23 protein-coding genes are annotated in these 15,569 nt (G+C 42.3%); all 23 read left to right on the forward strand.

What is annotated here, in order from left to right:
- Positions 1-13 precede the first annotated feature (13 nt).
- The 23 genes from MKY87_RS23840 (at position 14) to MKY87_RS23950 (ending at position 15,557) form a co-directional block, all read left to right on the forward strand.
- Positions 14-622, forward strand: a complete 609-nt coding sequence (locus MKY87_RS23840) for a hypothetical protein (RefSeq protein ID WP_340966482.1) — start codon at positions 14-16, stop codon at positions 620-622.
- A gap of 139 nt (positions 623-761) precedes the next feature.
- Positions 762-1,718 (forward strand): radical SAM protein, encoded by a 957-nt coding sequence (locus MKY87_RS23845; RefSeq protein WP_339785198.1) that lies wholly within the window; start codon positions 762-764, stop codon positions 1,716-1,718.
- A 208-nt stretch (positions 1,719-1,926) separates the two neighbouring features.
- Entirely contained in the window at positions 1,927-2,940 is a 1,014-nt protein-coding gene (locus tag MKY87_RS23850) for a phosphodiester glycosidase family protein (protein ID WP_339785195.1), read from the forward strand.
- The gene (locus MKY87_RS23855; protein ID WP_091033179.1) at positions 2,937-3,950 is read left to right on the forward strand and encodes a bifunctional glycosyltransferase family 2/GtrA family protein; all 1,014 of its coding nucleotides are present in this window, start codon (positions 2,937-2,939) and stop codon (positions 3,948-3,950) included. Before MKY87_RS23850 ends, MKY87_RS23855 begins: the two co-directional genes overlap by 4 nt.
- Before the next feature lie 125 nt (positions 3,951-4,075).
- Positions 4,076-4,336, forward strand: a complete 261-nt coding sequence (locus MKY87_RS23860) for a DUF962 domain-containing protein (protein WP_339785192.1) — start codon at positions 4,076-4,078, stop codon at positions 4,334-4,336.
- 21 nt (positions 4,337-4,357) lie between these two features.
- On the forward strand, positions 4,358-5,068 hold the full coding sequence (locus MKY87_RS23865; protein ID WP_339785189.1) for an AAA family ATPase: 711 nt from the start codon (positions 4,358-4,360) through the stop codon (positions 5,066-5,068).
- Between the two features lie 67 nt (positions 5,069-5,135).
- A complete protein-coding gene (locus tag MKY87_RS23870) occupies positions 5,136-5,630 on the forward strand; it encodes a cysteine hydrolase family protein (protein ID WP_339785186.1) in 495 nt (164 codons plus the stop codon).
- A 485-nt stretch (positions 5,631-6,115) separates the two neighbouring features.
- Positions 6,116-6,637: a GNAT family N-acetyltransferase gene (locus tag MKY87_RS23875; RefSeq protein ID WP_339785183.1), complete on the forward strand. Its 522-nt coding sequence runs from the start codon at positions 6,116-6,118 to the stop codon at positions 6,635-6,637.
- A 15-nt stretch (positions 6,638-6,652) separates the two neighbouring features.
- Positions 6,653-7,072, forward strand: coding sequence for a hypothetical protein (locus tag MKY87_RS23880; RefSeq protein ID WP_339785180.1), 420 nt, complete (start codon positions 6,653-6,655; stop codon positions 7,070-7,072).
- 149 nt (positions 7,073-7,221) lie between these two features.
- Positions 7,222-7,704, forward strand: a complete 483-nt coding sequence (locus tag MKY87_RS23885; protein WP_340966486.1) for a hypothetical protein — start codon at positions 7,222-7,224, stop codon at positions 7,702-7,704.
- On the forward strand, positions 7,701-8,408 hold the full coding sequence (locus MKY87_RS23890) for a hypothetical protein (RefSeq protein ID WP_339785174.1): 708 nt from the start codon (positions 7,701-7,703) through the stop codon (positions 8,406-8,408). The genes MKY87_RS23885 and MKY87_RS23890 overlap by 4 nt, the downstream gene beginning before the upstream one ends.
- Before the next feature lie 161 nt (positions 8,409-8,569).
- Complete coding sequence (locus MKY87_RS23895) at positions 8,570-9,052, forward strand: GNAT family N-acetyltransferase (protein WP_340966487.1); 483 nt, start codon at positions 8,570-8,572, stop codon at positions 9,050-9,052.
- Positions 9,053-9,064: 12 nt separating this feature from the next.
- The gene (locus tag MKY87_RS23900; RefSeq protein WP_339785169.1) at positions 9,065-9,568 is read left to right on the forward strand and encodes a DUF4188 domain-containing protein; all 504 of its coding nucleotides are present in this window, start codon (positions 9,065-9,067) and stop codon (positions 9,566-9,568) included.
- Positions 9,569-9,593: 25 nt separating this feature from the next.
- Positions 9,594-10,094 carry a hypothetical protein gene (locus MKY87_RS23905; protein ID WP_339785166.1) on the forward strand — a complete coding sequence of 167 codons (501 nt, stop codon included), beginning with the start codon at positions 9,594-9,596 and terminating at the stop codon, positions 10,092-10,094.
- Between the two features lie 170 nt (positions 10,095-10,264).
- On the forward strand, positions 10,265-10,516 hold the full coding sequence (locus MKY87_RS23910) for a hypothetical protein (RefSeq protein ID WP_339785163.1): 252 nt from the start codon (positions 10,265-10,267) through the stop codon (positions 10,514-10,516).
- A 29-nt stretch (positions 10,517-10,545) separates the two neighbouring features.
- Entirely contained in the window at positions 10,546-10,938 is a 393-nt protein-coding gene (locus tag MKY87_RS23915) for a hypothetical protein (RefSeq protein ID WP_339785159.1), read from the forward strand.
- 5 nt (positions 10,939-10,943) lie between these two features.
- A complete protein-coding gene (locus tag MKY87_RS23920) occupies positions 10,944-11,291 on the forward strand; it encodes a hypothetical protein (protein ID WP_339785156.1) in 348 nt (115 codons plus the stop codon).
- Positions 11,292-11,543: 252 nt separating this feature from the next.
- Positions 11,544-12,263 carry a class I SAM-dependent methyltransferase gene (locus tag MKY87_RS23925; RefSeq protein ID WP_339785153.1) on the forward strand — a complete coding sequence of 240 codons (720 nt, stop codon included), beginning with the start codon at positions 11,544-11,546 and terminating at the stop codon, positions 12,261-12,263.
- 25 nt (positions 12,264-12,288) lie between these two features.
- A complete protein-coding gene (locus tag MKY87_RS23930; RefSeq protein ID WP_339785151.1) occupies positions 12,289-12,750 on the forward strand; it encodes a hypothetical protein in 462 nt (153 codons plus the stop codon).
- Positions 12,751-12,809: 59 nt separating this feature from the next.
- Positions 12,810-13,652, forward strand: a complete 843-nt coding sequence (locus MKY87_RS23935) for a hypothetical protein (RefSeq protein WP_339785149.1) — start codon at positions 12,810-12,812, stop codon at positions 13,650-13,652.
- A gap of 220 nt (positions 13,653-13,872) precedes the next feature.
- Positions 13,873-14,364, forward strand: coding sequence for an NUDIX hydrolase (locus tag MKY87_RS23940; RefSeq protein WP_340966491.1), 492 nt, complete (start codon positions 13,873-13,875; stop codon positions 14,362-14,364).
- 15 nt (positions 14,365-14,379) lie between these two features.
- A complete protein-coding gene (locus MKY87_RS23945) occupies positions 14,380-14,949 on the forward strand; it encodes a phosphoglycerate mutase family protein (RefSeq protein WP_339785145.1) in 570 nt (189 codons plus the stop codon).
- A 92-nt stretch (positions 14,950-15,041) separates the two neighbouring features.
- Positions 15,042-15,557, forward strand: coding sequence for a nucleoside deaminase (locus tag MKY87_RS23950; protein ID WP_091033118.1), 516 nt, complete (start codon positions 15,042-15,044; stop codon positions 15,555-15,557).
- Positions 15,558-15,569: the final 12 nt, after the last annotated feature.

The raw sequence follows: 15,569 nt of genomic DNA on the forward strand, positions 1-15,569 counted from the left end.
AATTCTGTATCTTATGTTATTCATGACTTTTTTAAGTAGCTCAGAAGTGACATACAATCGTAATGCCGTTTCAAAAGAACCTCCTGCACCTCATGCAACTAAGATATTTACTGAGGATGAATTCCAATTTCAGATTAAATCCAAAGATATTACGATTAAATTAGGAAGTACTCGTGAAGAGGTTGAGCAGCAACTTGGACTCCACGTGGATTATTACTACTACACGAATGTCTATCAGTACAAAGATATGAGAATTCATTACAAAGATGGCATTGTGGATGGCATTATGATTGATGGCCCGGCAAAGTTCAAAAAGTATAAAACGCCAAGAGGGATAGGTTATGGAAGTACAGTTCAGGAGGTCTTCCAACAATACGACAAAAAAGCTTTTATAGATACTAAAAAAGGAAAAGTAAAAAGTATTACATATGTCATGGAGAAAAATAAACAAGGAGACTACCATGTCATACCGTCCTTTGATCATGCAATATTGGAAGGAGGATTTGAGAACATGAAAGGGTTGTCCATGAATTTTGATCAAAAAGGTCGTGTCTCATTCATCATGCTGGCAAGCCATGAGTTTGCCTATAATCCAGAGTTCAACGTGGATGACATACAATAGAGGGATGCTGGAATTACCTTGCATCACACATTACAACAACCAACGTGCATAATGTTATATCGTCAACCGTGTGCCATCCGCTATACTCTTCAAGTTATCCAAACGTGGATAGAATGAAGGAACCAGGAGGTACAACGAATTGATAGCCAAAAACAAATATAAATCACTTGAACTGGAAACCCCTGGCGTATATGAGCTGGAAGGGCTTGAAGTGGGAGTGACGTCGAACTGCAATTATAAATGTGACTACTGCTGTGCCTACAATCGGGATGATGGAGCATGTATTACTAGTCAGGAAGTTATCCGTATTATTAGTGAACTTCCTCGTCTCAAGCGAGTGCGATTGTCCGGAGGAGAAGTAACACTGAAATACCAGGATTGCCTGGAGATTGTGACGTACTGTGCAGCACATGGCATTGATACACAATTGAATAGTAATGCTAGTCTGCTGACCGAAGAAAGGATTCTCGCGTTGCGTGATGCAGGCTTGTCCAACATCCATATCTCGTTCAATTATACGGATGCGGAGTCCTATGCTGCGTACTACCGTGTGCATCCTCGCATGTATGAAAGACTGGAGCAGAATATCCGTTTGTGTACGGAAGCCGGTCTGGAGACGGTGCTAGAAACGTTACTGTTTGAAGGTAACCAAGCGAACATGCAGGCCATTAGCAATAAGGTGTATGATCTGGGTGTGCGCATCCATGAGATCCAGAATAGCATTAAGATGCCACATACCGATTGGAGCCAGATTGTATCCAAAGAGTCCCTTGTTCGATCTGTGACGGAATTAATTAAACATAAAAAGCCAGATACAACGCTCTATTTTACCTGTATGGATCGGTTTGCTGAACAGTTGAATTTGCGTGAACAACCTGGTGTGTATTTCTCGAATTGTGTGGATGGCACGAAACAGCTGCACTTGCACGGCAACGGGGATATTCTCATCTGTGAGTTATGCCATCCTGTCGTGATTGGCAACATTTATAACGGAACGTCGTTGAAGGATATCTATGCTCAGCAGCCACCGGCGTTAACGGAATTTTTGGAAAAGCGGCCATGTCCCGCATACGATGCTCTTTTTGCAGACGCATAACAGGAAGACCTGTTGAAGATGTGATATGAATGTTGAACGAAATATGTACACGATAACAGTGACATTTAGGGTTCTATAGATTAAAAAATCAAGGTGATCTGATTTCCTTAATAGGAAAACGGATCACCTTTTTTGATATGGTTTCAGATTCATTTAAGCTACCCGGCCTAATATGACCTTAAGACTTAGATGAAGAGGTGAGCTTTACATGATGAAGATCTATGAGAAACCAACCCGGAAAGACCCAAATAAAAGACCGATCTCCCCAAGAAAGCGCAGATGGCTCATCATCACACTGGTCATCGTGCTTGCGGTAGGTGGAATCCTGTACAGCTTGGCTGACCGTTACCTGATCCGGCATGTGCAGGTGATTGTGGCGGATGAGAACACGGCAACGGCAACAACAGGCAACGCCAATGATTCCAGCAGTACTACGACCACTACGACTGAAGTAAATGCAACGTCAGATGATTGGAATTATTCGAGTGATGATATGAAAGTCAATATTGAAAAGGTACAGACTGGTTCAGGCTCGGATCAGATTACGTATTATGTTGCTGACGTTCAGCTAACAGATGCAAGCAGCCTGCGAACCGCGCTGGCGGATAACAGCTTTGGAACAAACATTACCGAAAATACGTCAGAGATTGCCGCAGCCAACAATGCGATCTTTGCCATTAACGGTGATTACTATGGATTCCGTGATGATGGTGTCATTATTCGAAATGGAACATTGTATCGGGACAGCCCCACGCGGGATGCACTTGCCCTGTTCAATGACGGAACGATGAAAACCTATAACGAGAACGAGATTTCTTCCTCGGAATTGCTGGCCGAAGGTGCAACCAATACGTTATCCTTTGGGCCCATTCTGATTCAGGATGGCGAGATCGTCAGTGATTTTAGCAGTGTGAAAATCGATAACAACTTTGGCAACCGCTCCATCCAGGATGCGAATCCAAGAACTGCGATCGGCATGATTGCTCCGAATCATTACGTCTTCGTGGTGGTGGACGGACGGCAGGACGACAGCCGTGGCATGACCTTGGCAGAACTGGCTGATGTCATGAAAGGCCTTGGAGCAACCGAAGCCTACAATCTGGACGGCGGCGGTTCATCCACGATGTATTTTATGGGCAGAGTCGTTAATAACCCGCTGGGACGCAACCAGGAACGTGGCGTAAGTGACATTTTATATCTGACGGAGGGACAAGGATCATGACGATATTAATTCCATCATATGAACCCGATGTGCGTTTGCTAAATCTTGTTCTGCAGTTACAGACATTTAAGCTTGGACCTATTGTGATTGTGGATGATGGTAGTGGACCCGGTTACCGTGGCATTTTTGAAACAGCAGAAGCCTATGGCTGTACGGTCCTGACACATCCCGTCAATCTGGGTAAGGGCAGGGCGTTGAAGACAGGCTTCCAGTACATTAAGGAGTTTGGACCTCAGGGTGGTGTCGTGTGCGCAGATAGTGACGGACAGCATCTGCCACATGATATTAAGCGTATCTTCGAAGTATTGCTTGCACAAACGACACCAGGAATTGTACTCGGCAGCCGTCGCTTCAGTGGTAAAATTCCAGCACGCAGCCGTTTTGGCAACACCGTCACACGGGCGGTCTTTTCCCTCACAACAGGTACCAAAGTATATGACACGCAGACGGGTCTACGCGGTTTTCCTTACTCCATGCTGGACTGGCTGAACCAGATTCCCGGGGATCGGTTTGAATACGAGATGAACATGCTGTTAACGGCACACAAGGAAGGGTATGAGATTACGGAGGAGTTTATTGATACGGTGTATCTGGATCACAATGAGTCCTCCCATTTCCGCCCGCTGGTTGATTCATTCCGGATCTATATGCCAATCCTGATGTTCAGCACATCTTCGGTGCTGTCCGCTCTGATTGATTTTGGACTATTATTTGTTATTCAGTATTTCACACACAATCTGTTTCTGTCGGTTGTCGCAGCAAGACTATGCAGTTCCATCTTCAACTATACGATTAATCGGAAGTATGTATTTTCCGCTGGACGAACCTCGAAGGTTCGGCAGTCTTTGCCCAAATATTTCTCACTTGTCTTGCTGGTGCTGTTATTAAACTATGGTTTATTGTACTTTTATAATGAAAAACTGATTATTCCACTGCTCGCAGCCAAATTATTGACCGAGGTATCGATCTTTGTATTCAGCTATTGGGCGCAGCGCAGATTTGTCTATTAACCTGAAGAAAGAGTAAGCCTATGGCTTGCTCTTTTTTGGTTGAAACGGTTTCATATGTACCCCGAAATAGGTTACGATGGATTGGGAAATAAGGAGCCTTATTATAGGTGAATGGATGTGGGTTGATGTTGAATCGTCTGCGCAAGGACTTGCGTTATTACCTTCAGGAGCATCAGGATCGGAATAACCGCATTTTGCATTATTTCGCGTTTATATCGGCGTTTGTGGCATGGATTTTTTTGTTTATTGATATCAAAGTCACGTTGCTACTCGTTGTCATCCATTACGCTTTATCCTGGATTGGGCACTTCTATTATGAAGGCAATAAACCCGCAGCTTTTCGTTATCCTCATAATTGTAAATATTCTTTAGTTAAACTTATATAAAATAAATGTGGGAGGATGATTATGTATCTTCGAAGTGTGGAACTCATGTCGGCCAAGATTGAGAATCGGGACCAATATCCTTTTGACATCCCCGCGATACGGTCCTTGGAACGTTTGGAGCTCACGAATAACATTACTTTTTTTGTAGGTGAAAATGGTTCTGGGAAATCTACGCTGCTGGAAGGCATCGCTCATCAATGTGGATTCAATACCGCAGGGGGCGGCAGGAATAATACCTATGAGACACATGCTTCGGAATCCTCGCTCGGGAATTATCTCAGGCTGGCATGGTTGCCCAAAATAACGAATGGTTTTTTCATGCGCTCTGAATCCTTCTATCAATTCGCATCACATGTGGATGCGATGCCGGAGTCACTTCAATATTATGGCGGGCGTTCATTACATGAACAATCGCACGGAGAGTCTTTTCTCAACTTGTTCGTCAATCGCTTCAGTTCCAAAGGCATCTATCTGCTCGATGAGCCCGAAGCCGCTTTATCTCCAGCTAGGCAGCTTTCCTTATTGCGTATCCTTCATGATCTCTCAGGCACTTCGCAATTCATTATTGCGACGCACTCACCCATTCTGCTGGGGTATCCGGGGGCAGAGATTTTAAGTTTTGACGATAGCCATATTCAAGAGGTAGCCTATGAGGAGACCGATCATTATCAGATTACTCGCAGTTTTCTGGAGAACCGCGACCGGATGCTGAATGAATTATTTAAAGATTAAGTTCTCAGTTTAACAAAGGAAGTTACTAAGCCATGAGACGTAAAATTTATTATTGAGGAGAGATAGGATGAAAGTAGGTTTGCTAATTGTTGATATGCAAGAGAGTATTGTACGGAAAAAGATGGACCAGACTTCGATAGACCATGCCTGTGAGTACATTAACCATGTGGCTAACGTGCTGCGATTGAATGAACATGTGGTCGTTCACGTGCAGGATGTGGAGGGAATGGAGGAGGCCAAACCGGAAGAGTATCGTATTATTCCCGAGGTGGATGTGAACGAGAAGGATCTCACGGTTACCAAGGAAGCTTCCAATGCCTTCTGGCAGACCGATCTGGAGCAGGTGTTGAAGAGTCATGGAATCGAATTGGTGATCATCGCTGGTTTTGCCGCAGAAGAATGTGTTCTATTCACCTACAACGGAGCGATGGAGCGTGGTTTCCGGCCGGTGATGTTGCAAAATGGAATTCTTAGCACACATCACGAAGCGGTGACTTCAACGTACAGAGATCGCAATGTGATCTCATATCCTGTGGTTGATTATCTATATAAGTTCAACTAAAGAGGTTTACACTGAGCACTCCAATGACAGAGCAACCTTCCGATCGCTGTTATCCCCAGATTTTTTTGATTCCCTTTTTAAAGGGGAAATCCGGTGATAAAGGCGAGGTGTATGCTTCCGAAGTAGCTTTCTTTCAGAAAGCTTTTAGCTCCGCTTCTTCAGGTTATTTCTGTCCTCTCCGTTTTTGTGTAAAAAGTTTAGTTGAACCTATATAATTCAATAATTATTAGCTAAGTGCTAATGGATACTTGGTGAAAAATAAAGATAAGACCAATAATCGGACTCTGTAGGGAGTCTTTTTTTTTTGCACAAATGTACACTTCCACTACGACAGTTAAGGTTACTCTATGATTTAAACCAAACTTTGCCTATATCTGCTGTGGTTGAAAGGATATATTGAGAACAGGGCACAGCAAACTCGTTGTGGACATCGGAAAGGTTATGTATGGATCACTAACCAACTCATTAACTAAGGGAGATATGTAATGAAGATGAATGTACAAATTACGAGTATTTTGCCAGAGCAGAAGGAATTGTTTCTCAACCTGTACAACTTGTACTTATATGATCTGTCTGAATTTTCTGGCGAGGATCTACTAGAAGAGGGGAAATATGATCCAACTAACACCTATTTATATTTGGAACGTGATGAATTACATCCGTTTTTGATTCAGTATGAAGGGAAGGTTATTGGATTCGTACTGGTGTGCTCACCTCCATATGTGCCGGAAGAAGTGGATTATACCGTGCAAGAGCTGTTCCTGGTGAAAAAATATCGCGGGCAGGGGCTGGCAGCACAAGCGGTTGACTTGGTTTTTGCTCAATTTGAGGGTACATTCCAAGTGGAACAGCTTGCTAACAATGCAGTGGCAGTTTCGTTCTGGAAAAGATATTATGAGCAACATCAGATTGAATATACCGAGTCTGAATATAACATTGAAATTGACAACATCGCTGGTAGCCACCGGATTTTGTCCCAGACTTTTGTGCGTGAAAGAGAGAAATAATATTTGAATTAGAAGGTGATTGCTCTGTTCATTATCGCAGCAACCAAGGGGGATTTGAAGTGGATTTCGGGTGTATTTCAGGCAGAAGATGTAGCTAGACAGTACATGGATCTTATACCAGATGAGCTTAAGGGATACCAGAAATTCGTTCAGATAGAGAACCTCACATATCCTTTTTATATTATAGAGCGTCAGGAATCTCCGTTTAGGTTTCTCGGTAAATATGAAGTGATTTCACTTTTCGATCATACGGATGTATCAGAGGACGAAGATGAGGTGCACTTTAATATCTACATGGTGGATTCAGATTATAGACCAAAGAAACCTGGAACAGATTATATGGGAATGCTGAGGCATGATCATGTGACCAATGAATTTATAGAGATGTATCGAGAAGAAGGAACAAAATTTCTGAGTAAACGAAGGATTTTATGAATGTAAGGAAGTTTTATCCCGGTCCTATTTACTTCTCCTAATTAGGGAGCTAGATAGGATCTTTTTCAATTTCCATTTACCAATACATGGGTTATGATGAATTAAGAGGAGTCCTATGTGAGTGACGTGTAAGGGGGAAGTACGTAGGAATGCCAAAGCATTATTTTGTTATCGAAAACAAATCGCAAGTGGACGGGAATATCCATACCTCCTACTCATGGGATTCACAAGGGAGAATACAAGGAAGTGGATTAACCACAGAGAATCATGCGACCTTGGAAGACGAATTCATTGCGTACATCTATGATTACCTTTGTTGGTTGGATACATGGAATCCATCTACCTGCATGAGATGTAGTGGGCTGAACAACTATGGAATAACCGTTATTGAAGAACAGGATGTTTTGTTGAAGTTTCATCAACTCATTCGGGCCTGGATCGATCTATTTAACCATGCGGCGGATCCGATTGTTCTAACAGGGAGTTACTGTGTTGATGGAGAAGAACGGAAGGGCTACTACGAGAAACTCGTGTACAACAAAGTTGAATTAATCAACGAATTACATAAGCTTGCTAACATGGCAAAGTATGCTGAGGTAAATGGGAAGTGTATTGTGCATTTTGGGATATGAAATTTAACTCTTTTAAGATCCAATTTACTATAAAAGGAGTTTTTATATTGCCTTGGCCTATGGTTCATTTTGCAATTGCATCCGAGTTGATATCCGAGCCATCCCCTGAATTGTTATTGGGAAGCCTTGCTCCAGATTCCATCCATGTAAGAACCAATCTTCGTACCGAGAAGGCAAAAACCCACCTCATGCCAGAGGCAGGAAGATTTGCAACTGACGAAGAACTTAAAGAATTTTTTGAATCCAACAAGAAGGTAGCCTATAGTGATCCCAAATTCATGCAATATCTGTGCGGTTATATCGCCCATATCTATACGGACCGTGTGTGGACATTCGATATTTATCCTGCATATGAAGTTCATCCCAATGGAAGAAGCGTGTATACACAGGATGTCACGAAGTTGGAGTTTTTGATTTTACGGAATTGGAACAAGGCCAACGATTGGTTAAGTGCGCTGAAAGTGGGGAGAGCATTTAATTTAGGCGGATTGCTGGAATCTGAGGTGTATCAGTATAGAGGAGAGAAACTGGCGTTTTTAGCTAACCCTGACAACGAACCTTTTGGTGACTTAAATATTTTATCCATGGAAGCTATGGAAGAGTTTATACGTACAACAGGATTGGCGCTAAAACAATTGTTTACGAAATGGAATGTGTATACAGATTTACGTGAAGGGAGATCCTATCATGCAAAAAAACAATAATAGAACATTCTGATCTAATGAAGAAGTATCCCAAGAGTGCAGCATTTTGATTATCTATCGTTGTGTTGAATTTGGTATATACCTTTGGTAGGGATATCGGGGTGTGGCTTTACCACCTGACTCATTAGAAAATGATTGTAATGAAAGGAGAGGGTCTGGATATGGGAAACTCAATTCGGTTGGCTCTTTATCACGAGCAATATGACCAAGATTTGGATGATTTCGCTCTAAGAGGAGATCAGCTTCAGTTTACTGCAATGCCTGCGGATGTGATTGATGAAGCTATACAAAATCCGGACAAAGACCCGATGGTTATCCTTCATGAAGAGAAAGCTGTTGGATTCTTTATACTACATAAAAATTCTGAATACGTTGAAGATAAAGATGCATCTCATACCATACTGATACGCGCTCTATCCATTTCGATGGAACACCAAGGAAACGGGTATGCGAAGGCAGCAATGAAGGCATTGCCTGAATTCGTTCTCCATCGCTATCGGGATATTGATGAGATTATTTTGGCTGTAAATGAAAGAAATATTGCGGCACAGCAGTTATATCTGAAATTGGGTTTTCTCGACAGGGGTGTTCGAAAGATGGGCATCCATGGTCAGCAACTAATCTTGCATAATAGAATCACATAAAGGAGGAGAGACGTGCCGAATATATATAAGGGAAGATATTCAGCTCAGATTGAGGGAGAATTTGTTGTTTTTATCATCGGAATGAGGATCAATCGTCTGTGGGCTATACATAAATGGCTGCCTGTCTTAAAGTCCATGGGCCCGATGATTAAAGAACTGTATATGAATCCGGAGACCGGATTTCTGAGTACAGAGTATTTTATAAGCTGGCGTGGGGTGACGCTACTCCAATACTGGCGCTCTTACGATGAGTTGGAGAAATACGCACGGGGCGGATTACACTTGGAAGCTTGGAAAAGATTCAACCGATCCATTGGTACTGACGGAACAGTAGGGATCTATCATGAGACATACAAGGCTCAGTCGGGTTCCTTTGAGACCATATACGCCAACATGCCCAAATTCGGATTAGCTAAAGCGTCTGACCATGTGCCTTCGACAGGGAAGATGGAGACATCCAGACGCAGAATGGGCGGAGAGAATGACCCTGCAGTGAAAGCACCAGAGAATCCTTAAAGTGGTGAATAGAGAGGAGCATGTTATGAAGGCTAAACTTCGATCAGAAGATGTACATTCAAAACAGCTTAGCTGGTTGTGTATTAAACCGATGCTTGTTTCTGTACGAGGCAGAGATATGGCAGCCAAAACAGAGATATACCGAAAGTTACACGAAGGGCAACAAGCTTTATTTCTGTTCTATTCCTATCACAATCACACGAAGAGTCTGGCAGAATTTTATTGGTTTTCGGCATATAACATCATTGAGATCAAGAGTTGGAATGGAATTAAAAAAGGGATGCACTTTTTTCATTTAGATGAAATGGTAACTGTACTGGACCAGATAGAAAGTCTGATCACGGACAAAAACAGAGTGGATGAAGTGTGGCGTGAGGTACTGCCAACGGATCTGGAGAAGGACCCGATCTTGCTCCAGAGAACAGAGGCATTATATGCTGCATATCAGACTGTGGCACAAGCAGCTATTGCACACATGAATGAGATAATCCTGCAAAATCAGGAGATGTATCTGGAGATTGAGTAAGGTTATATGAATGTATGAATGCATAGGGGCTACTCATGAGTGAGTAGTCTTTTTATCATGTATGAGAACATTGGCTGCACATCATCGCTTTTTATTTTTATGCTAGAATGGATAGCAGGAAAAAAGCGGAAGAGTTAAATAACATTCTCAAGTAGGTAAGGAGAACAAGTATGAACGAGGAAGAACTGCTGGAGTTATACGGATTGGAGCCTGATGACATCCATCGAGAGCCGATCCGAGAACTATTGAAGCAAGAGATTGAGAACCGAAAGTCAGTCAGACTTTATTTTATCTGGAAAAAATGGACGGGGGGCAGGCCCATGAGGAGTTGCTTTACCTTAAACAGTGCGAGCCCGTATGATTTTGTTGATTTTTCCAAAGCGGAATGGGTCTCAGACTATAAACAATATTACGGTGTTTGATATATGTGCATACTGGAAGGAGAGGTACTATGCCAAGTTTGCATGACAACATCATATTAAGTTACGAAGTCGATTTAGAGAACGAAAGGATAAGGATGTGTACTCGTTCAAGTCATGATGTGCCGAAAAATATGGATGTCTTATTCTCTGGTGTAATGGCCCATGCGTTTGATACACCGCTGCATGGCAGTATTATTTTGGATCTCGATGAGTGGGACGTAGAGCATTTTATCCCTCATAATCGAGAGTTGTTAGAGTCGGGGAAGGGCTACGGTTGGCCTGTCAGTTATGTTTCCTATGAGGAATTACAAACTCGGCTAATAGAAGAGAAATACAAGTACATGGTGATCTCATCCTCCTATGGATTGAGTGGTTGGGTTTTGGCGAAGAACATAGAAATATCGGTTAAAGAAACGGGGTGAATGGTATGGAGCGTGAGAACACGCAGCATGGTAGCAAGAGGGGCGCGGGACTAAGAGTGGGCATTGTTGTGCTTGTTGTTCTGCTCGTTATTCTAGTCATGACCAATCCAAACGAAGAAGATTTTGTTGCATGGCTTGCAAGTGAACATGACATCCATTTATCGTATGATGTGAATGAAGGCAGGCCGTTTACGCAGACAATTGACGGTGAGGGAAAGAAGCTTCATTTTAAAGGTGGACATATACGTCATATGGGGATTTTTTCAACATATAGTTACCGTTTTGCGGATAATGAAGAAAAAGAGATTCAGATTGAAGCGGTCGGCATAATGAATATGCTATTTAATAGATAGGTAGTTTGATTGTGGACAGTTACAAAATTTGGGAGAAAGTTCTGCTGATATACGCGCTCTTTGCATGATGTAACTCGTGCAGAGAAGCGTGTTTTTTTGCGTGAAAAGTGCTAGAAATAGAGATGGTTTACTTCGTTTATTCGCAAATTCCACATTATGGGTTATGATGTACCTTGAGAGAAAATTTTACATACATAGGAAGTCTTCTTCTTTTAAATTAAAAGCAAAGTCATAACCGGGATGGTGTTTTCCGTGGATGAATTGAAGAAACATTTGAGTACGCATCGGGCAGGGCAGGTATTGGACGTAGGCACGGGATCAGGTAGATTTATTCCTACTTTACTTGAACTATTCAGTGGTATCGAACAGATTACTGGAATGGATACGGATATGGATTCGTTACGTCAAGCAGAGGCTACGTATGCGGGCCATGGAAGGATTCAGTTTAAGCCGATGGATGCGAGTAACATGGGATTTGCAGATGGGACGTTTGATACGGTCTGTATTTCGAATGCATTGCATCATTTACCGCCAGGTGCACAGGTCCTGGAAGAAATGAAGCGAGTTGTGAAAAGAAACGGTCTGTTTCTCATGAATGAATTAGTCAGTGATGAGCCGAATGAAGCCCAGCTGACTCATATTTTATATCATCATTTCAGTGCCGCTATAGATCAGCGTTTGGGAATATACCATCATCACACGTACACGCGTCAGGAAGTCAGGGATATCGTTACTGCCAGTGATATACGTATACATTGGACATACGAATACAACGAACCCAAGCCGGATGTTATGGCAGAACGGGATATACATTTGGTTACTAATACCTGCAAACAGCATATGGAACGGGCCAAGGCGTTTGAAGATTATGCGGCTTTTGCAGAACAAGGTAATTCTATCATCGAACGTTTGAAAACGGTCGGAATTCAGCGCCCAACGCAGCTCATGATCGTGGGAGGTTTGGAAGATTAGACGAATGCTGATCGGAGGATGGAATATGAAGAAGTTAATGATAGTTTCATTAATATTTCTACTTCTGGTGGCCTGTCAGAACAAAGGAAACACTGAAGATGCACAGCAAGATGAAGAAATATCGACATCCCAAGAGAAAGAAGACATCCCACCAGAGTACCTCGATGAAACAAACTATACAGGGGATGAATTGGAAATCGTCAAACTTATGAATGCCCGTATGCGTTATTTATACGAAAAGGATGAAAAAGCATATATGAATCTTTTTGATCCAAAATCTCCTATATCGGGCATGGGAAGATACAAAGTTCTCAAGGCTACTTCGATGAGCGATATAACTATACAGGAGCAAAGGAAGCTCTATCAGGCAGCGGTGACGGTTAATGAGTTAAAAGAGAACAACGAAGAGTATAACATTACGATGGTGTTTTGGAAAAAGAAAGAAGATGGCGATTCTGCGCAATGGGTTATTGCAGATATCGATTAATAACCTAGTGTCTGACACATGGAAGATCCATATCTTCACACAAACTAAAGGATGATGTAATGATGACAAGGCGATTAATACTGATTGAAGGATTACCGGGTTCAGGCAAGTCAACGGTTGCCCAAATGGTATCCGAAATTTTAAAGGGAAAAGGCAAGGAGGTACAACTATTTCAAGAAGGGAACCTGGATCACCCTGCTGATTACGAAGGTGTTGCTTTTTATCATACTGGAGACTTCAGGACCCTATTAACCACACATGAAGAATACAGAGAGATTCTTGAAAGTAATGCAACTGTCCATGGTCAAGGTTTCCTAATTCCTTATCGTAAGATGAAAGAACAATGGGGAATAGAGCTTCCCGATCACCTTCTACAGGATATTTTCAGCCGAGATATTTACGAAATTCCTTTTGAGCAAAATGTAAAGCTGATCACCGAGAAGTGGCAAGATTTCGCCCAAAACGTGTTAAACGCGAATGATGATTGCATCACGATATTTGAGTGTTGTTTTATCCAGAATCCACTGACTATGGGTCTCGTAAAATGCAATCAATCCAAAGAGCAGAACGTGCAGTATGTATTGGAACTGGGTCGTATCATTCATGCTCTGAATCCACTTCTCATCTATATCGACCAGAAGGATATATCCTATACCTTTGATAAGGCAGTTAGTGAAAGACCAAAAGAATGGTCAGAGGGATTCATTAATTATTATACGAACCAGGGTTTGGGGCAGGCACAGGGTTATCAGGGTGTTAAAGGTACGGTACAGGTTTTGCAGGAAAGAAAGAAGCTGGAGTCCGAAATCTATGGGTTACTTCAGATGGATAAGGTATGGCTGGATAATTCGGATTATGACCGCGAGGCTTGTAGGCACAAGCTAGAAAAGATTCTGGAGTAACCTTAATGAAATACGAATACATACCGGAGGACAGTTTGATGACATTTTATGAAGTAGCCTTAATTGCAACAACCGCAATCTTAATTATTATAGGTGTTTGGAGCAAACGGAAAGTAATTCTTAGATGGGGCATAGCCAGTTTAATTTTATTGCTCGTACTCATTATTCCCTCATTCATCATGGGATTCATGGACGGATTTGCTGATGGATGGTCAGCGAGATGACCACTGCAGATAACAATAATATATCGTATGAACAAAATAACAACAAAATCAACTTCCGTGTGGCAGGTATTGTTATGGATGCGGGAAGAGTTCTTTTGCATACGACTGAACAGGATGATTTCTGGAATCTGCCCGGAGGGCGGGTGGAATTGAACGAAACAACAGAAGCGGCTATTGTGCGAGAGATGATGGAGGAACTGGGTGTTCATGTAGAAGCGCACAGGCTCGCATATGTTAGTGAAGATTTCTTTGAATATGATGGCCTGAAGTATCATGAAGTTGGTTTTTATTATGTCATCACATTGCCGGAAGCCCATAAGCTTTATAGTGAAATAGAATTCAAAGGTCTAGAGGATAACGGTAAGTTAATCTTCCGATGGTTTTCCTTGGACGAACTGGAGCGAATGGAAGTCTATCCTGTGTTTTTGAGAAAGGAACTGACTACTCTCTTTGATGCAAAAAGCATCAAACACTTCATTCAGAAATAGAGGAATAGAGGTCTTATGGACATTACATTTATTCGTCATGGTCATGGCGAACACTTGAAAGACTATCCTAATCAATTAAATTGTCTGCATCCTGGCCTCACTGAATTGGGAAAAAGTCAGGTCATAGCGTTGCGAAGAAAAGTGGTTTTTGCACCTGAAGACGTCATTTTGGTCAGTCCAACAAAACGTACTATTGAAACAGCACAACTTCTGATTCCTAACAAAAATCTTGTGTTCTTAAGCCCGCTGGTTGGCCCAAGAATGTTTCCTCAGAATCCAGAGTTTGTACCTTTCGTCTGCGATCAGACCTACTCCAAGGAAGAACTCAGCCATCAGTATACTGACTTAAAAATGGTTGAGTTGGGATTGGATTGTTGGGAAGAGAGTATTAATCAGATGGATGCACGTCGATTCAAAATATTAGCTGAGCAGCTTCTTGAATGGTGCAGGCAACAGAGCGGCAATACGTTTATCATTTCCCATGATGGTACGATATCGAACTACAGGATGGTACTCGGAGAAGAAGGGGTAACCAAAAGTGATTTTCTTGGTGAAGCAGGGCAGTACACGATCAAGAACTTTTAACTTTTAAAGGAGATCCCGACAATCTCTTTTACTACACATTAGACAAGGATCTGCTTTATAAGCGACTATAACTGCACTTAGGGGGATTTTCAATGAAGTTATCGGATTATGAGTATCTAACTTTGGCTCTGGAAGAAGCAGAACAATCATTTACTGAAGGAACGTATCCGATTGGTGCGATAATCGTGGATGTGGATGGGATTGTCGTGAGTAAAGGCCGGAACCGAGTCTTCTCGGATTGCGACCCCACCGCACATGCTGAGGTGGATGCCATTCGTCGGGCAGGAAAACATTTGCTGGATGTAGAGAAGAAGAAATTCTCGAAGAAGAAAGACTTGACGCTTTATACTACCTGTGAGCCTTGTCCCATGTGTTCGTGCACCATATTAATGTCGGGGATTAAAAAGATTGTATGGGCAGCAGATGATGAAGAATATGGCGGGCTTCGACGTTTCAAGGAAGGGCCTCATTTTATCCATATGTTTGACACGTTATCATGCGTTGCAGCACCCTACCTTGATCTGGAAAATAAACAGAGAGCATTGCTCGCCAAATGGAATATTGGTAGAGGATTGCTTAATACAGAATGGGAGATTCCCAAGCAATGATCTTTCACTAAG

The sequence above is a fragment of the Paenibacillus sp. FSL R7-0198 genome (genome assembly GCF_038000415.1).
GTDB lineage: Bacteria > Bacillota > Bacilli > Paenibacillales > Paenibacillaceae > Paenibacillus.